The following is a 17,472-nucleotide window of genomic DNA, read 5'->3' on the forward strand; positions in this document are numbered from 1 at the left end:
CTAGCTAGGCCGCGATGAGCGCCGCCCCTGTCAACGCCCCCTCCCCCTTCCCCGGCGATCCGCCGGTCGACCCCGCGCTCGCGCAAGCGCACAAGCTCTCGGCGAGCGAGTGGGAGCGCGCGCGCGAGCGCCTCGGGCGGCAGCCGACGTTCACCGAGCTCGGCGTGCTCAGCGTGATGTGGAGCGAGCACTGCTCGTACAAGAGCTCGCGCGTCCACCTCGCCCGGCTGCCCACGACCGGCCCGCGGGTCATCCAGGGGCCCGGCGAGAACGCGGGCGTCGTCGACATCGGCGACGGGTTCGCGGCCGTCTTCAAGATGGAGTCGCACAACCACCCGTCGTACATCGAGCCCTACCAGGGCGCGGCCACCGGCGTCGGCGGCATCCTGCGCGACGTCTTCACGATGGGCGCGCGCCCCATCGCGAACCTCGACTCGCTCCGCTTCGGCCGGCCGGAGCACCCGCGCACGCCTCAGCTCTTGCGCGGCGTCGTCGCGGGGGTCGGCGGCTACGGCAACTGCATCGGCGTGCCGACCGTGGGCGGCGAGCTCTTCTTCGATCGCGCCTACGACGGCAACATCCTCGTCAACGCCTTCACCTGCGGCGTCGTCCGCTCCGACCGCATCTTCTACGGGCGCGCGAGCGGCGTCGGCAACAACGTGCTCTACGTCGGCGCCAAGACGGGGCGCGACGGCATCCACGGCGCGACCATGGCCTCCGACGAGTTCTCCGAGGGTGGCCCGAGCCAGCGCCCCACGGTGCAGGTCGGCGATCCCTTCATGGAGAAGCTCCTGCTCGAGGCGTGCCTCGAGATCTTCGCGGAGGACCTGCTCGTCGGCGTCCAGGACATGGGCGCCGCGGGGCTCACCTCGTCGTCGGTCGAGATGGCGGGCCGGAGCGGCAGCGGCCTCGACCTCGACCTCGACCTCGTGCCGCGGCGCGCGGCCCGGCTCACGCCGTACGAGATGCTGCTGAGCGAGTCGCAGGAGCGCATGCTGCTCGTCGCGAAGCCCGGGTGCGAGGCGCGCGTCATCGAGATCTGCACGAAGTGGGAGCTCGACGCGGCGATCATCGGCAAGGTGACCGACACCGGCCGGTGGGTCGTGCGCGCCACGCCCGGCTACGACCCGCTCGGCGGCGCGGCCGCCGGCGTGGCCCGGAACCCGGTCGTCGTCTGCGACCTGCCCGTGGATTTCCTGACCGACGCGGCGCCGAAGTACGACCGCCCGCAGCGCGACGACGCCTCGTTGCCGGCGCGCCGGGCGTTCGACCCGCGCTCCCTCCCGGCGCCGGCCTCGTGGTCCGCGCTCTTCCTCGAGATGGCGGGCTCCCCGAACCTCGGCTCGCGCGCGTGGGTGTGGCGGCAGTACGACCAGATCGTGCGGGGCGGCACCGAGGTCCGGCCCGGCAGCGACGCGGCGGTGGTGCGCGTCCCCTGCGAGAAGGACGGCCAGCGTCACCAGAAGCTCCTCGCCTTCTCGAGCGACTGCAACGGGCGCCTCTGCGAGCTCGACCCGTTCCAGGGCGCGGCGATGGCGGTGGCGGAGGCGTGCCGCAACGTGGTGTGCGCCGGCGCGGAGCCGATCGGCCTCACCGATTGCCTCAACTTCGGCAACCCGGAGCGGCCGGAGATCATGCGGCAGATCGCGCTCGCCATCGACGGCATGGCGGCGGCGTGCCGCGCGCTGTCGGTGCCCGTCGTGAGCGGGAACGTGTCGCTCTACAACGAGACCGACGGCCGCGCGATCCTGCCGACCCCGACGGTCGCGGTGGTGGGGCTCATCGCGGACGCGGGGGACGTGCTGCGGGCCTCGTTCTCCGCCGCGGGTCTGACCGTGCTGCTGCTCGGCGATCCGCGCGGCGGCCCGCTCGGCGGCTCCGAGTACGTCGCGCGCCACACGGGCGAGGTGAAGGGGCCGCCCCCCGCGCTCGATCTCGACCGCGAGGCGCGGCTCCAGGGGCTCTGCCTCGCGCTCGCGCGCTCGCGGCCGCAGCTCCTCCGGAGCGCGCACGACGTCTCGGAGGGCGGGCTGGCGATCGCCCTCGGCGAGTGCTGCGCCGCCGCCGACGATCCCGCGGCGCTGGTGGGCGCGCGGGTGCGGCTGCCGGGCGCGCCGGACGGCGGCGCGCGCGAGCCGCTCGCCGAGGCGCTGTTCGGCGAGGCGCCGAGCCGGATCGTCGTGAGCGTCCGGCCCGAGGACGCGGCCGAGGTCGCGCGGCAGGCCAAGGCGGCGGGTGTGCCCTGCACCGAGCTCGGCACGACCGGCGGCGACCGGCTCACCATCGACGCGGGCAGCGGCGAGGGGATCGACGTCGAGCTCCGCGCCCTGCGCGAGGCGCGCGATCGGTGCCTCGAGCCGATCGTGGGGCGATAGCTGCGATGGCCCACAGAGGGCGCCAGCGGAATCGGTCCCGCGATTCCGCGGTTCCGCGGTTCCGCGCGCCCGCGCGGCGCCTTCGCCTATACTTGCCGCATGAAACGCTGGATCCCGCTCGGGTTCATCGCTGCCGGCGCCGTCCTCGGCGCGGCGGCGCTGCTGCTGTCGCCCTCCGAGGAGGAACGGATCCGCGACCGGCTCACCCAGCTCGAGAACGCGGTGCGCATCGACGACGGCGAGCGGAACCCGCTGGTGCGCCACGGCCGCATTCGCGGTGAGTTCGCCGAGATCTTCGCGAAGGAGGCGAGCGCCCGCATCGCCGAGATCGGCGACAGCCTCCGCGGCCGCGACGAGCTCGCGAACGCGGCGACCCAGGCAGCGGTCGTCTATCAGACCGCGGAGGTGAGCCTGGGTGGCACGGAGATCCACGTCGACCCGGCCGGCATGACGGCGGAGGTGACCGCCACCGCGACGGTCACGGGCGCCCGGCATGGGCATGAGGTCCGGCGCGACGAGCTGCCCGTGGTGCTGCGGCTCGAGAAGATCGACGGAGAGTGGAAGATCGTCTCTGCCACCGTCCACCCCAGGCACACCCCCGGCGACGACGGCCGCTGACATCCGCGCTCAGAGCCGCTGACAACCGCGCTCAGACTCGAGGCGCAACCGGCCACGAGCAAAAAAGAAAGGCCGGTCGGGAAGAACCCGCCGGCCTGAGGCCCGCTTTCGCGGACCCACCGGGACCGCACAGGCGCGCCGGTGGAGGGGAGTCCACCGGAGTCCTGGAGAGGCCCGCGATCAGAAGAGATCAGAAGTCAGAAGAGAGAAGTCAGGAAAGCAATACGAAGCGCAATCAAGTAAAGAGCGAAGATAAAGCGAAGACGGGCGGAAGACTAAGACAATCCGAGAAGCCAGTCAAACCGAAAGATGAAGCTGAAGCGAAGTGCAGACCGGAATCGAACGGGCAAGCTCAAGCGAAGCAGAGGAGAAGCTGAAGCGAAGCGGTAAGCAGGGTCAACATCGAGAGCGGCACAACAGATAAGAAAAGCTCAGACCGAGGTCTGACAAGCTGGTCATGCTAAGCCAACGCAACGGGCGACGCGCGTCGCGCGTGCCTCGACCATCCCTCCTTAATCGCCTCGTAAGGCGTCTGTCGTCACGTGAACCGAAGCTGTCCGCCGGCACCCGGCGACAAGTCAATCAAGGAGCCCGATACCGCAAGGGCCATGGCATTCGGGTGACGGCGGGGTCGCGATCGCTCGGCTAGCGCCGCCGATCACCTCGCTTGGCGTCCCCCCCGAAGACCGGGGCAGCATTGCGAAGGTTATGCCAGGGGTCCCCCCCTTCGAGTCCCCATGAAACAGGACGACGAGCAGGGGCGACATCTGGTGGATACATAGAGCAACCGGCGGGCCAACGGCGAAGGGGCCGCGGTCCTGGCGCCCAGCAGCCAAAATTGCCGCTGAAACCCTCCCTCCGAGGCGCGCGCGCGACCCCGGAGGCCTGCACCGGTCATACATTTCCGCAGGGACTGGTCCGATCCAGGGATGGGTTCAGATCCAGAACGCAAATACTACCTGGACATGAACATGTTCATCCTCGAGCCGCTGGACGCCCCGCATTGCACCGTGGAAGCGAAGAAGTGCACTAGGGCAGGATGACTGCCACCGACGCTTTGCGTCGTATCTCGACGGCGTACTCCCCCGCCAAAGGCGCAGCGCGCTACGCGGCGCAGCCCGCAATACGCAGCGCGGCGCGCAGCTCACCGCACATGGGCGCAGCGCATGGCACATAGCGGAGCGCACGGCACACGGCGCAGCTCGCGGCACACAGCGCAGCTCGCTGGACTACCTGCAGCCGGCCTCGATCAGCGGCTCCACCACCCGGGCGATGTTCTCTTGGGGCGCGGAGAATCTGTGGCGTTCGAGCCTCCGCAACGCGCCCAGGAACCTCGGCCAGCTGCCACCGCAGGTCGCGAGCAGCGCCCGGAGCTCCGGAGTCCCCGAGTTGTAGACACGGAACTGCACGAGCGACGCGTTGTTGATCGGACGCCGCGCCCCGATGTCGGCCTTGAGCCGGGCGAGCACCGCGTCCTTCTCCGCCCGCTTCTCGGCGTCGGGCGCCGGGGACGCATACAGCCGATTGAGGTGGACGTAGGCCGCGTGCAGCGCGCGCGTCCGCACCTCGCTCCTCTCCATCTCCCTCATGTAGGCCGTCTTCTCCGCGGAGAAGGGGCCCACCCGCTCGTCCAGGTAATGCTTGGTGAGCTCGTCCCCGACGAAGCTCGCGAGGCTCTCGTTCAACCTCGTCTGCCCCTTCACGTACAGCGTCGCGTGCAGCGACTCGTGGAGCACCACGTTGGCGAGGTCGCCGAGCGCCTCGTCCCCGTCCGAGATCATCGTGGACAGGACCGGATCCTCGAGCCAGCCGAGCGTCGAGTAGGCGCCCGCCGGACGCACGTCGACGTCCCAGCCGGCCGCCTTGAGCGGCGCCGCGAACGCCTTGGCATCCTGGAGATCGAACCACCCCATGTAGGGGACCGTACCCACGATAGGAAAACTCCATGTCTTCGAGCGGAACCGCAGCGGCTCACACGCGCTCACCACCCAGACCGCGGCTGGGCGATCGAGCTCGACATACGTCCTGTAATTGCCGGTCGGGGTCAGCCCGTGGCGCTCCCCGAAGCGCTTGATGTGCGGGACCTCGCGCAGCAGCGCGCGCGTCCGCCACGGCTTGCGGGCGTCGAAGGCGGCGTCCTCGAGCGACTCGGCGCGCCAGGCCATCGAGAGCTGGCCGACGCCCGCCTGCGCGATGTAGCGGACCTGGGTACACGATGCGAGCAGGAGACAGAGCGCGACGAGCCCCGCGGCGGCGCAGACCAGGCGCGCCGCGGAGCGAGGGCGCGACACGGACCACGAGCGCGCGGCGCCGCGACGGGCGCTGGCCGCAAGCCTTTCGCTCATCCTTAGCTGATAGCTGGCCGCGCGGGCTTAACAAGCTCTTCCGCGCAATGGACGCGCGCCCCGCGCGCCCCACCGGCACGCGGGGGGCGCGCGGGCGCGCCCGACAGATCAGGACGGCAGCGCCGCCCCCCACGAACTGAGCTGCACGGCCGGGACGATCGGCGCGCGTTCCCGCAACGAGGGCTCCTCCGTGGCATACAGGGGCTCGCGTGCGAGGGGGTAGTCGCGTGGAGCCCCGTTCGCCAGCACCATCTGGATGGCGCCGAGGTGCCCGCTGCGGAACGCGGCGGCCGCGCACGCGAGATAGAACTCCCACGTCCTCATGAAGGCGCCGTCGAAGCCGGTGACCCGCTCGATCTTCTCCCTGTTCTCCAGGAAGTTACGGCGCCAGCAGCGCGCCGTGAGCGCGGAGTGGCGCCGCAGGTTCTCCGCGTCGAGCACGTCGAGGCCGCGCGCCGAGGCGCGCGTCGCCATCCCCTCGAGCGAAGGAGGCCAGTACCCCGGGAAGATGTGCTTTTGCAGGAAGGGGTCAGTCCGCGACGACTCCTGCTCTCTGGTGACGCTCTCGAGCAGGCACACGCCGCCCGGGGCGAGCAGCGCCTTCACCCTGTCATAGAACACCTCGATACGGCGCTCGCCGGCATGGCACATCGAGCCCAGGGAGACGAGACGATCCCACCGCGGCTCGTCCTCGAGCTCGTCGCAGCTCATCACGCGGACCTCGACCGGGAGCCGCCGCGCCGCCGCCTGCTCGCGGATGTACCTCGCCTGGTTCTCGCAGAGGGTGATACCGAGGCACTGCACCCCGTACGCCTCCGCGGCGTGGAACATGAGGTGCCCCCATCCGCAGCCGAGATCCACGAGCCGTTGCCCGCGCCGGAGCGCGAGCTTCCGCGCGACGAGGGAGATCTTGTGCGCCTGCGCGTCGTCGAGCGTCTCGCCCGGAGAGCTGAAGTAACCGCACGACGTCTGGAGGCGCCTGTCCAGGTAAAGAGGGTAAAAGTCGTTGCCCAGCCCATAGTGACGCTCGACGGCGAGCCTCTCGCGCTTCGCCGCCCCGGAGAGCAGCCCGAGCCGGAGCGCGTCGAGCACGCCCGAGAGGCCGCGGTCGAACGACGACGACGCGGGCACGAGGCGCGGCAGGCGCGCCTCCACGGACCGCGCGAGCTGGAACAGCCCGGCGAGCGAGTCCTCGAGATCTCCCTCGAACGTGACCTCGCGCCGGACATACGCCTCACCGAGGCCGAGCGTGCCCCGGAACGCCGTCTCGCAGAGCGACCGACGCGTCCTGAACGTCACGGCGAACTCGGGCGCGCCCGCGCCGAAGCGCAGCCGCTCGCCGCCCCAGAAGCGCAGCTCGAACGGGGTCCCGCCGTGGCGCTCCAGCAGGCGGGACGCCGCTTCCTTGAACCGACGAGACCACGGCGGCATTTCGCCCTTCCTGACGATGAACATCGGACCCCCTCCGCGGCCCCCCGGCCGCCCGACGAGCTGACCCGAGCTGGGCTTTCCCGTCAAGCAACATGTCATCCATGCAAACGACATCACAGCGAGTCACGGAACGCCCACAGCGGCCGGCGGACACCCCGGACACGCGCTGTCGTCAGGGACAGGAGGAACGCAGTGGCTGGCTCGCTCATAACACCGTAGTGGTGTTCGGGAGAGTCCCGACAGCATGCTCACATGTCCGGGATGTTTCATGTTCCAGGCGAAGGAGGGAAATCGGGAAGATGATTCGAATTTCTCCCTACCTTCCTGGTCGTGTTCCTGGTCGCGTGACGTACCCATCCCCTGTGTGCGCTGCGCCCCCTCGCGCCCGGTACGTGCCTGTGTTCCCTCGCGGCCGGGGCGCGGTCCGTGGTACGCACGCCGGCCCGTGACCACGCCCAGCGATCCTCCCGCCGCCCTGCGAGACCCGCCGCCGCCCGCGCGGCGCGCAGGGGAGGCCGGCAGCGGTGAGCTCGTGTTCACGCGCGTCGCGGGGCGCACCGTGCTCGAGAAGGCGCTCGCCAGGAGCCCGCTCAAGCTGCTCGCTCCGAGGAACCACGGGCAGGCAGCGTGGGTGTTCGTCGCGAGCTTCGGCGGCGGCCTCGTCGGCGGCGACGAGCTCCACCTCCACGCGCGCGTCGGTCGCGGTGCCGCCGCGCTGCTCAGCACCCAGGCCTCGACCAAGGTCTACCGCTCGCCCCTCGTCAGCCGCCAGCACCTCGAGGCCGAGGTTCAAGCAGGCGGGCTCCTCGTCGCGATCCCCGATCCGGTCGTCTGCTTCGCGGGCTCGCGGTACGAGCAGGACATCGACGTCGCGCTCGCCGACGACGCGTCGCTCGTGCTCGTCGACGCGCTGTCCTCGGGCCGGAGCGCGCGGGGCGAGCGCTGGGCGTTCGACCGGTACACGTCGCGCACCCGGGTGAGCCGCGGCGGGCGGGCCGTGCTGCTCGACGCGACGCGGCTCGATCCCGCGCACGGCGCGCTGCCCGAGCGCATGGGGCGCTTCGACGCGCTCGCGACGCTCGTCGCGCTCGGCCCGCGCGCCGCGAGCGCGGCGGAGGCGCTGCTCGCGCCGCGGCCGCCGCCCGAGCGGCGCGCCGAGCTCGTCGCGTCGGCCAGCCCGCTCCGGGGCGGCGGCGCCGTCGTGCGCGTCGCGGGCACGAGCGTCGAGCGCGTGGCCGGCTTCCTCCGCGGCGCGCTCGGCTTCCTCGCGGGTGAGCTCGGTGATGATCCGTTCGCACGAAAGTGGTAGCGTCGCGCCGCGCTGGCAAAGCCGCGGCGTCGCCGCGCCGGAGAGAGGGCGAACATGCACCTTGCGCCTCGTGATCTCGACAAGCTCGTGCTGCACGGCGCGGGCTTCCTCGCCCAGAAGCGCCTCGCGCGCGGGGTCAGGCTCAACTACCCGGAGGCCGTCGCGCTCATCGCGACGCAGATCCTCGAGCTGATCCGCGACGGCCGCAGCGTCGCCGAGCTCATGGACGTCGGCCGCCGCCTGCTCGGGCGCGCGCAGGTGATGGCCGGCGTCCCCGAGATGGTCGCCGAGGTCCAGGTGGAGGGGACCTTCCCCGACGGGACGAAGCTCGTCACCGTCCACCACCCGATCGCGCTCGAGCACGGCGATCTCGCGCTCGCGCTCCACGGCAGCTTCCTCCCCGTGCCCGACGTGTCGCTCTTCCAGCCCGCAGGTCAGGGAGAGGTGACGGCCGAGCCGACGCCCGGCGAGGTGCTCGTGAAGCCCGGCGAGATCGAGCTCTCCCCCGGCCGGCGGCGGCTCTCCCTCCCCGTGAAGAACCTGGGCGACCGGCCGATCCAGGTGGGCAGCCACTACCCGTTCTCGGAGACGAACCGCGCGCTCGAGTTCGACCGGGCGGCGGCGGCGGGGATGCGGCTCGACATCCCCGCGGGCACCGCGGTCCGCTTCGAGCCGGGCGACGAGAGGACGATCACGCTGGTGCAGGTCGGCCCGCACGGGGCGGCGCACGCCGCGCGGGAGGAGCAGCAGGCATGAGCCACAGGATGCAGCGGCGGCACTATGTCGATATCTACGGGCCGACGGTCGGCGACCGGGTGCGGCTCGGCGACACCGGCCTCATCGCCGAGGTCGAGCGGGATCACACGTCCTACGGCGACGAGTGCAAGTTCGGCGGCGGCAAGGTGCTGCGCGATCGCATGGGGCAGATGCCCGGCGTCTCGAACGACGAGGCGCTCGACTGCGTCATCACGAACGCGCTCATCGTCGACTGGACCGGCGTCTACAAGGCCGACATCGGCATCAAGCGCGGCCGCATCGCGGCGATCGGCAAGGCCGGCAACCCGAAGGTGATGGCCGGCGTCACGCCGGGCATGATCGTCGGCGTGACGACGGAGGTCATCGCGGGCGAGGGCCACATCGTCACGGCCGGGGGCGTCGACGCGCACATCCATTTCATCTGCCCGCAGCAGGGATACGAGGCGCTAGCGTCGGGCGTCACCACGTTCGTCGGCGGCGGCACGGGCCCGGCGACGGGCACGAACGCGACCACGTGCACCCCGGGCGCCCGCCACATCTCGCTGATGCTGCAGGCGACGGACGTCCTGCCGCTCAACATCGGCCTCACGGGCAAGGGGAACACCTCGTCGCCCGAGGGGCTGCTCGAGCAGGTGCGCGCCGGCGCCGTCGGGCTGAAGCTGCACGAGGACTGGGGGACGACCCCGCCCGCCATCGACTGCTGCCTCAGCTTCGCCGAGCACGAGGACATCCAGGTCACGCTCCACACCGACACGCTGAACGAGTCGGGCTACGTCGACGACTCCATCGCGGCGTTCAAGGGCAGGACGATCCACTCCTACCACTCCGAGGGCGCGGGCGGCGGGCACGCGCCCGACATCCTGCGCATCTGCGGCGAGCCGAACGTCATCCCGAGCTCGACGAACCCGACGCGCCCGTACACCGTCAACACGCTCGACGAGCACCTCGATATGCTCATGGTCTGCCACCACCTCGACCGGAACATCCCGGAGGACGTGGCGTTCGCCGAGAGCCGCATCCGCGGCGAGACCATCGCGGCCGAGGACATCCTGCACGACCTCGGCGCGATCAGCATCATCTCGAGCGACAGCCAGGCGATGGGCCGCGTCGGCGAGGTGATCACGAGGACCTGGCAGACCGCGCACAAGATGCGGGATCAGCGCGGCCGTCTGCCCGAGGAGCAGGGCGACAACGACAACTTCCGGATCCGCCGCTACGTGGCCAAGTACACGATCAACCCGGCCATCGCGCACGGCATGTCCCACGAGATCGGGTCGGTCGAGCCGGGCAAGCTCGCGGACCTCGTGCTGTGGCGGCCCCAGATGTTCGGCGCGCGCCCGGAGCTCGTCATCAAAGGCGGCCTCATCGCCTGGGCGCAGATGGGCGATCCGAACGCGTCGATCCCGACGCCTCAGCCGTACTACATGCGCCCGATGTTCGGCTCGCTCGGCGCGGCGGTCGGCGAGACGAGCATCGCGTTCGTGTCGAGCCGCGCCATGGACGAGGGGAGCATCCGCCGACTCGACCTGAAGAAGCGCCTCTCGGCGGTCCGCCGGTGCCGCAAGATCGGCAAGGCCGACATGCGCCTCAACAGCACGCTCCTGCCGATCACGGTCGATCCCGAGACGTACGAGGTGCGGGCCGGCGGCGAGCTCCTCCGCTGCGACCCCGCGAAGATCCTGCCCCTCGCGCAGAGGTACAGCCTCTTCTGAGGCGGGGAGCCCGCTCTCGGCCGCTCCGCGCCTGCGGGTTCACCCTTCTCTCCGTCCGCTCCCGTCCGCTCCCCTCTGCTTCTGTCTGATTCCATCCGCGCGCATGAACAGGTGGCTCCTCCTCCAGCTCTCCGACTCCGCGTTCCCGGTCGGAGGGTTCGCGCACTCCGCGGGCCTGGAGGCGGCGGTGCAGCTCGGCGAGGTCGGACCCGGGAGCGCGTTCTCGTCGTTCGTCGCGAGCGCGCTCTGGCAGGTGGGCCTCGGCGCGCTGCCGCTCGTGCGGGCTGCGCACGAGCGCCCGCTCGACATCGCGGCCGTCGACGACGCCTGCGACGCCTTCCTCGTGAACCACGTCGCGAACCGGGCGAGCCGGACGCAGGGCCGCGCGTTCCTCGCGACGAGCGCGCGCGTCTTCCCCTCCGCCGAGATCCGCCGCCTCGACGCCGCCGTGCGGGCGCGGGAGGCGCTGGGCCACCACGCGCCGGCGTTCGGCGCGACCCTCGCGGCGCTCGGCGTCCCGCGCGAGGACGCGCAGGCCGTCTACCTGCACGCCTCGCTCCGCGGCGTCGTCTCGGCGGCGGTGCGCCTCGGGCTCATCGGGCCGCTGGAGGCACAGCGACTGCAACTCGAGAGCGCGCCGCTCCTCGACGCGGTGCTGCATGAGTGCGGAGATCACGGCGTCGATGAGCTCGCGCAGCCGGCGCCGCTCCTCGATCTCTTCGGGGCCACGCAGGATCGGCTCTACTCGCGTCTCTTTCAATCGTGAGGTGACAGCATGCACGACCCCGGCGAGCACGGGCACGGGCACAACGGCCACGACCACGACCACGACCACGACCACGTTCACGACCACGACCACGACCACGACCACGACCACGTTCGCGGGGGTGGCCACGGGCACGCGCATGGGCACGGAGACGAGCACACGCACGGGCACACGCACGAGCACTGGGCGCATCCGGGGCTCTTCAGCGAGCGGGATGCGCCGAAGGACCGCGATTTCTCGGCGCGCGCGTTCACGGTGGGGATCGGGGGGCCCGTCGGCAGCGGCAAGACGGCGCTCGTGCTCGCGCTCTGCCGCGCGCTGCGCGACAGGATGCCGCTCGGCGTCGTCACGAACGACATCTTCACCCAGGAGGACGCCGAGTTCCTGCACCGCAACAAGGCGCTGCCGCCGGAGCGCATCCGCGCGGTGGAGACCGGGGGCTGCCCGCACGCGGCGATCCGCGAGGACATCAGCCACAACCTCGTCGCGCTCGACGACCTCATGGATCACGTCGCGCCCGCGCTCCTCATCGTCGAGAGCGGCGGCGACAACCTCGCCGCCCAGTACAGCCGGGAGCTCGTCGACTACACGATCTACGTGATCGACGTCGCCGGCGGCGACAAGGTGCCGCGCAAGGGGGGACCGGGGATCACGCAGTCGGATCTGCTCGTCATCAACAAGACCGATCTCGCTCCGCACGTCGGCGCCGACCTCGGCGTCATGGAGCGGGACGCCCGGAGGATGCGGGGCGACGGGCCGTTCCTGTTCGCGCAGTGCAACCGGAGCCAAGGAGTCCCCGAGATCATTGACCACATCCTCTCCGCCATGCGCCGCGCGACCACCACGGCGCCTCCCGCGAAATAGGCCTCTATCGCGCGCCTCCCGCTGCGAGAAGCGCTCACGCTCCACAGGAGTCGGCATACCGGAGCACATCCGCGCCGGGCGCGCGGCGCCGTACCCTGTTAGAGGAGGGCAGCGGCAACGCCGCTTCGACTTCCGTTTCGCTGGAATACCGGTTCTATTGGACCGTAGGCGGACTTCGGACGGGTGGTAGAGGGCGGAGAGGGCTCCGCCGGGCGGAGCGGCTTCCACCACGACCGCCGCGGTCGCCACGCGATCACGGCAGCGCCGGATGGCGAGGCGGCGCGGCGCACCCGTTGGAGACGAGAGGAGGAGGCATCAGTGAGCCAGGCCCGACCCCATGTGCTGGTGGTAGACGCCGAGAAGAGGGTCCTCGACAGGCTCGCGCTCGAGCTGAACCAGGGCGGCTTCGACGTCACCTGCGCCGAGAGCGGGCTCGCGGCGATCGAGCTCGTCAAGGCGCGCCGCTTCGACCTCGTGGTCGCCGATGTGGGGGCGCTCGGCATGGAGGGCGCCGGGACCATCGCCGCGCTCAAGGCGCTCGGCCCGGACCTCGAGATCATCGTCGGCGCCCCGTGCTCGAGCGCGCAGGCCGCCGTGGAGTGCATCGAGCGCGGCGCGTACGACATGCTGGAGAAGCCCTACGACATCGACGACCTGAAGCGGCTGCTCGAGGCGGCGATGCTGCGCACCCACCTCGACGCCGTCGCGGCCGTCCACCAGGCGAGCGCCGCCCTTGTCGCGTCCCTCTCGCGGGACGACTTCCCCGAGCGCGCCGTGGATCTCGCGGCGAAGGTCGTCTATACGACGAGCGCGGCGCTCTCCCTGGCGCTCGATCAAGGGGCCGCCCTGTACCAGGCGGCCTCCGGCGCCGAGGTGTCCGCGGCCTTCATCGCTCGGCTCGCCGGGCGCATCGAGGGCGCGCTCGCGCCTGTCCGCCTGTCCGCGGACGACGCGCCCGATCTGCTCTGCACCGCAGAGGGCGATCGCTTCGGCGCCGCCATCGTCGCGCCGCTCCGCCTGGGCGAGAGCTCGTTTGGCGGCCTCGTGGTGCTCCGCGACGAGCGCCTGCCGGCGTTCACCAGCCAGGAGGAGCAGGCCATCGGCATCTTCGCGATTGAGCTCGCGCTCGCCTTTTACGGTCACAAGGTACGGCGCTCGCTCGGCCCCTGCGCCGCCTGACGCGCGCGCGGGAAGGATGATGAGGCGCGCGGCCGCGCGCGGCGCGTCCGGGCCGAGATCTGCGGCGAGCGCCCGCAAATTCTTCGGCGATCGAGCTCAAGATTCCCTCTGGCGAACGCATTCGCACCCCACTAAAGGAGGGGAGCGATGAGCTCCACCGCTGCACCATCGACTCTCCCCGCCAGGGCCCAGCGCGCCGCGACCTTCTACCGGGACCTCGTCGGCAAGAAGATCGCGATGGCGCTGAGCGGCGTCATCTTCTTCGGCTTCGTGATCGGCCACATGACCGGCAACCTGCAGGTCTTCCTCGGCCGGGAGAAGATCAACGACTACGCCGCCTTCCTCCACGGGACGCCCTCCCTGCTCTGGGGGACGCGGATCGTCCTCCTCGCCTCCCTCATCGTCCACGTCTACACGGGCGTGACGCTCGCGCAGCACAGCCGCGCTGCCCGGCCGGTCCCCTACCAGGTGAAGGGGCAGCGGCGCCCGAACGTCGCCGCGCGGACGATGCTGCTGAGCGGCGGCGTCCTCGCCGCCTTCATCGTCTATCACCTGCTCCACCTGACGACGGGCACCGTGCACCCCGACTTCGTGCCGCTCGACGCCTACGACAACGTCGTGAAGGGCTTCAGCTCGGCGCCCGCGGCGATTGCCTACGTCGTGGCGATGGGCCTGCTCGCGCTGCACCTCTACCACGGCGCGTGGAGCATGTTCCAGTCGGTGGGCTTCAGCCATCCGCGCTACACGCCGGCGCTCAAGAAGCTCGCGGCCGCGTCGTCGATCCTGCTCTTCGCCGGCTTCTCATCCGTCCCGCTGGCCGTCCTGTTCGGCATCGTCCGCTGAGCCCGGAGCCTCCGTCATCATGCAGCTCAATGCGAAGATCCCCGAAGGTCCCATCGAGAAGAAGTGGGACCAGCACCGCTTCAACCTGAAGCTCGTCAACCCGGCGAACAAGCGGAAGTACACGGTCCTCGTCGTCGGCACCGGCCTCGCCGGGGGCGCGGCGAGCGCGACGCTCGCCGAGCTCGGCTACAACGTGAAGAGCTTCTGTTTCCAGGACTCTCCGCGCCGCGCCCACAGCATCGCCGCGCAGGGCGGCATCAACGCCGCGAAGAATTACCAGAACGACGGCGACAGCATCTACCGCCTCTTCTACGACACCGTGAAGGGCGGCGACTACCGCGCGCGCGAGGCCAACGTGTACCGGCTCGCGCAGATCAGCGTGAACATCATCGACCAGTGCGCCGCGCAGGGCGTGCCGTTCGCGCGCGAGTACGGCGGCGTGCTCGCGAACCGCTCCTTCGGCGGGGCGCAGGTGTCGCGCACGTTCTACGCGCGAGGCCAGACGGGGCAGCAGCTCCTCCTCGGCGCCTACCAGGCCCTCGAGCGGCAGATCGGCCTCGGCAAGGTGAAGATGTACCCGCGCACCGAGATGCTCGACCTCATCGTCATCGACGGCAAGGCGCGCGGCCTCATCACCCGCAACCTGATCACCGGCGCGCTCGAGACGCACCTCGGCGACGCTGTCGTCCTCGCGTCGGGCGGCTACGGCAACGTCTTCTTCCTCTCGACGAACGCGAAGGGGTCGAACACCACGGCCATCTGGCGGGCCCACAAGCGCGGCGCGCTCTTCGGCAACCCCTGCTTCACGCAGATCCACCCGACGTGCATCCCCGTCTCGGGCGACTACCAGTCGAAGCTGACGCTCATGAGCGAGTCGCTCCGCAACGACGGCCGCATCTGGGTGCCCGCGAACGCGGGCGACACGCGCCCGCCGGAGCTCATCCCCGATGGCGAGCGTGACTATTACCTCGAGCGCCGCTATCCGAGCTTCGGCAACCTCGTGCCGCGCGACGTCGCGTCGCGGGCGGCGAAGGCGGTATGCGACGAGGGCCGCGGCGTGGGGCCGACGCGGCTCGGCGTGTACCTCGACTTCTCGGACGCCATCCGGCGCCTCGGCAAGCCGGCCATCGCCGAGCGTTATGGCAACCTCTTCGACATGTACGAGCGCATCACCGGCGACGACCCGTACAGCGTCCCGATGCGCATCTATCCGGCCATCCACTACACGATGGGCGGGCTCTGGGTGGACTACAACCTGATGAGCACGATCCCCGGCCTGTACGTGCTCGGCGAGGCGAACTTCTCCGACCACGGCGCGAACCGGCTCGGGGCGAGCGCGCTGATGCAGGGCCTGGCGGATGGGTACTTCATCATCCCCTACACCATCGGCGATTACCTCGCGTCGACGAAGCTCGAGCGGGTCGACGACCTCCACCCCGCCGTGAGGGACGCCGAGCGCGACGCGAGCGCGCGGCTGAACAAGCTGCTCGGCGCGAACGGCTCACGCACGGCCGACTCGTTCCATCGCGAGGTCGGCAAGATCATGTGGGAGGCGTGCGGGATGGCGCGCAACGCGGCCGGGCTCAAGGGCGCGCTCACGCGGATCCCGGAGCTCCGCGAGCAGTTCCACCGCGACGTCCGCGTCTCGGGGACCGGCACCGGCCTGAACCAGGAGCTCGAGAAGGCGGCGCGCGTCGCCGACTTCTTCGAGCTGGCGGAGCTCATGTGTCGTGACGCGCTCGACAGGGAGGAGTCGTGCGGCGGGCACTTCCGCGAGGAGCACCAGACGCCCGAGGGCGAGGCGAAGCGCGACGACGACCGCTTCTCCTATGTCGCCGCCTGGGCATGGCGAGGCGAAGGCCAGGCCCAGGAGCTCCACAAGGAGCCGCTCCAGTTCAACGAGGTTCACCCCACGCAGCGGAGTTACAAATAATGCGCCTCACCCTCCATGTCTGGCGGCAGAAGGGCAAGTACGAAGCGGGCCGGTTCGTCACGTACGAGGTGCCCGACGTCAGCGAGCACATGTCCTTCCTCGAGATGCTCGACGTGCTCAATCAGCGGCTCATCCTCAAGGGTGAGGAGCCAATCGCGTTCGATCACGACTGTCGCGAAGGCATCTGCGGCATGTGCGGCTTCATGATCAACGGCCAGGCGCACGGCCCCCTCCGTGGGACGACCGTGTGTCAGCTGCACATGCGTCACTACAAGGACGGCGACGTGCTGTGGCTCGAGCCGTGGCGGGCCCAGGCGTTCCCGGTGGTAAGCGACCTCGCGGTGGACCGCAGCGCGTTCGACCGGATCATCGCGTCGGGCGGCTTCGTCTCGGTGTCGACGGGCAGCGCGCCGGACGCGAACGCGATCCCGGTGCCGAAGGTGGTCGCCGAGCGCGCCATGGACGCGGCGGCGTGCATCGGCTGCGGCGCCTGTGTCGCATCTTGTCCGAACGCGTCCGCCTCTCTCTTCACCGCGGCGAAGCTCACGCACCTGAACCTCCTGCCGCAGGGCCAGCCGGAGCGCGAACAGCGGAGCCTCAACATGGTCGCCCAGATGCGCGTCGAGGGCTTCGGCCACTGCACGAACGTCGGCGAGTGCGAGGCGGTCTGCCCGAAGGAGATCCCCCTCGACATGATCGCGCAGATGAACCGCGACTACCTGCGCGCGACGCTGGTCCACCGCGACGTGCAGGCCAAGGGCGGCACCGGCTGAGGCGCCGCACCGCCGGCCTCGCCCGAAGCCGGCGGCGCCTCCCCTCCCTCGCCTCTCCTCGACATCACACGCTCTCCTCCCGCACGTCATGAACGGCGGCGCTCCGTCGCCGTCACCCCGCCGCCAGGGCGGGCGCGCCCCGGATGGACCACCGGCTCGCCGCCCGACGCGCCGCGCCGAGGGTGCGCCTGTGGCCCGCGGGGGCAGGCCGGCCCTTCGGCCCATCACCGCCCGTACGGCCGGCCCCCGGTGCCTGCAGGCGCAGGCTGCAGCGCCTCGGCGCGAGGCTCACCCGAGCAGGGCCCCGCGGCATGACAGGCGAGCCCTGGTGCCGCGGGTGCGCCAGCACGATCCCGACGGCCGCCGCAGGTGTGGCACGAGACCGCCGTCATCCCCCGTTTTCGTACAATTTTTCACCAAAAACACAAGATTTTGCGGGCCACCTGTGGAAAACAGACCGGGAGTTTCCTGATCATCGACTCAGGTACTTCCTAAACAATCTTCACATCGCGAGCACCAACCGTACAGTCAACGTGGGATAAGCACTCGGCATGTTTCGAGAACATCT

At 70.7% G+C, this 17,472-nt stretch carries 13 protein-coding genes; 11 read left to right on the forward strand and 2 right to left on the reverse strand.

What is annotated here, in order from left to right; translation table 11 throughout:
• The first annotated feature begins 14 nt into the window (after window positions 1–14).
• Both purL and WME73_RS35590 read left to right on the forward strand, forming a co-directional pair.
• Window positions 15–2,375: a phosphoribosylformylglycinamidine synthase subunit PurL gene (gene purL, locus WME73_RS35585; RefSeq protein WP_437912431.1), complete on the forward strand. Its 2,361-nt coding sequence runs from the start codon at window positions 15–17 to the stop codon at window positions 2,373–2,375.
• 99 nt (window positions 2,376–2,474) lie between these two features.
• Entirely contained in the window at window positions 2,475–2,993 is a 519-nt protein-coding gene (locus WME73_RS35590) for a nuclear transport factor 2 family protein (RefSeq protein ID WP_437912432.1), read from the forward strand.
• 1,229 nt (window positions 2,994–4,222) lie between these two features.
• Here the strand turns inward: WME73_RS35590 and WME73_RS35595 are convergent.
• Complete coding sequence (locus WME73_RS35595) at window positions 4,223–5,338, reverse strand: aminopeptidase (protein WP_437740805.1); 1,116 nt, start codon at window positions 5,336–5,338, stop codon at window positions 4,223–4,225.
• A 108-nt stretch (window positions 5,339–5,446) separates the two neighbouring features.
• The gene (locus WME73_RS35600) at window positions 5,447–6,793 is read right to left on the reverse strand and encodes a class I SAM-dependent methyltransferase (RefSeq protein WP_437740806.1); all 1,347 of its coding nucleotides are present in this window, start codon (window positions 6,791–6,793) and stop codon (window positions 5,447–5,449) included.
• A 421-nt stretch (window positions 6,794–7,214) separates the two neighbouring features.
• Between WME73_RS35600 and WME73_RS35605 the strand changes: the two genes are divergently transcribed.
• The 9 genes from WME73_RS35605 to WME73_RS35645 all read left to right on the forward strand — a co-directional run bounded on the left by WME73_RS35605 (window position 7,215) and on the right by WME73_RS35645 (window position 16,904).
• Window positions 7,215–8,078 carry an urease accessory protein UreD gene (locus WME73_RS35605; protein WP_437912433.1) on the forward strand — a complete coding sequence of 288 codons (864 nt, stop codon included), beginning with the start codon at window positions 7,215–7,217 and terminating at the stop codon, window positions 8,076–8,078.
• A 54-nt stretch (window positions 8,079–8,132) separates the two neighbouring features.
• Window positions 8,133–8,834, forward strand: coding sequence for an urease subunit gamma (gene ureA / locus WME73_RS35610; protein ID WP_437740808.1), 702 nt, complete (start codon window positions 8,133–8,135; stop codon window positions 8,832–8,834).
• Window positions 8,831–10,546 carry an urease subunit alpha gene (ureC, locus tag WME73_RS35615; protein WP_437740809.1) on the forward strand — a complete coding sequence of 572 codons (1,716 nt, stop codon included), beginning with the start codon at window positions 8,831–8,833 and terminating at the stop codon, window positions 10,544–10,546. Before ureA ends, ureC begins: the two co-directional genes overlap by 4 nt.
• Before the next feature lie 103 nt (window positions 10,547–10,649).
• Window positions 10,650–11,312 (forward strand): urease accessory protein UreF, encoded by a 663-nt coding sequence (locus tag WME73_RS35620; RefSeq protein WP_437912434.1) that lies wholly within the window; start codon window positions 10,650–10,652, stop codon window positions 11,310–11,312.
• A gap of 9 nt (window positions 11,313–11,321) precedes the next feature.
• Complete coding sequence (gene ureG / locus WME73_RS35625) at window positions 11,322–12,176, forward strand: urease accessory protein UreG (RefSeq protein WP_437912435.1); 855 nt, start codon at window positions 11,322–11,324, stop codon at window positions 12,174–12,176.
• A gap of 318 nt (window positions 12,177–12,494) precedes the next feature.
• The gene (locus tag WME73_RS35630) at window positions 12,495–13,355 is read left to right on the forward strand and encodes a response regulator (protein WP_437740812.1); all 861 of its coding nucleotides are present in this window, start codon (window positions 12,495–12,497) and stop codon (window positions 13,353–13,355) included.
• A gap of 147 nt (window positions 13,356–13,502) precedes the next feature.
• Window positions 13,503–14,198 (forward strand): succinate dehydrogenase cytochrome b subunit, encoded by a 696-nt coding sequence (locus tag WME73_RS35635; protein ID WP_437740813.1) that lies wholly within the window; start codon window positions 13,503–13,505, stop codon window positions 14,196–14,198.
• 19 nt (window positions 14,199–14,217) lie between these two features.
• Complete coding sequence (locus tag WME73_RS35640; protein ID WP_437912436.1) at window positions 14,218–16,131, forward strand: fumarate reductase/succinate dehydrogenase flavoprotein subunit; 1,914 nt, start codon at window positions 14,218–14,220, stop codon at window positions 16,129–16,131.
• Window positions 16,131–16,904: a succinate dehydrogenase/fumarate reductase iron-sulfur subunit gene (locus WME73_RS35645; protein ID WP_437740815.1), complete on the forward strand. Its 774-nt coding sequence runs from the start codon at window positions 16,131–16,133 to the stop codon at window positions 16,902–16,904. Before WME73_RS35640 ends, WME73_RS35645 begins: the two co-directional genes overlap by 1 nt.
• Window positions 16,905–17,472: the final 568 nt, after the last annotated feature.

This window comes from Sorangium sp. So ce302 (assembly GCF_051530145.1).
GTDB lineage: Bacteria > Myxococcota_A > Polyangia > Polyangiales > Polyangiaceae > Sorangium > Sorangium cellulosum_B.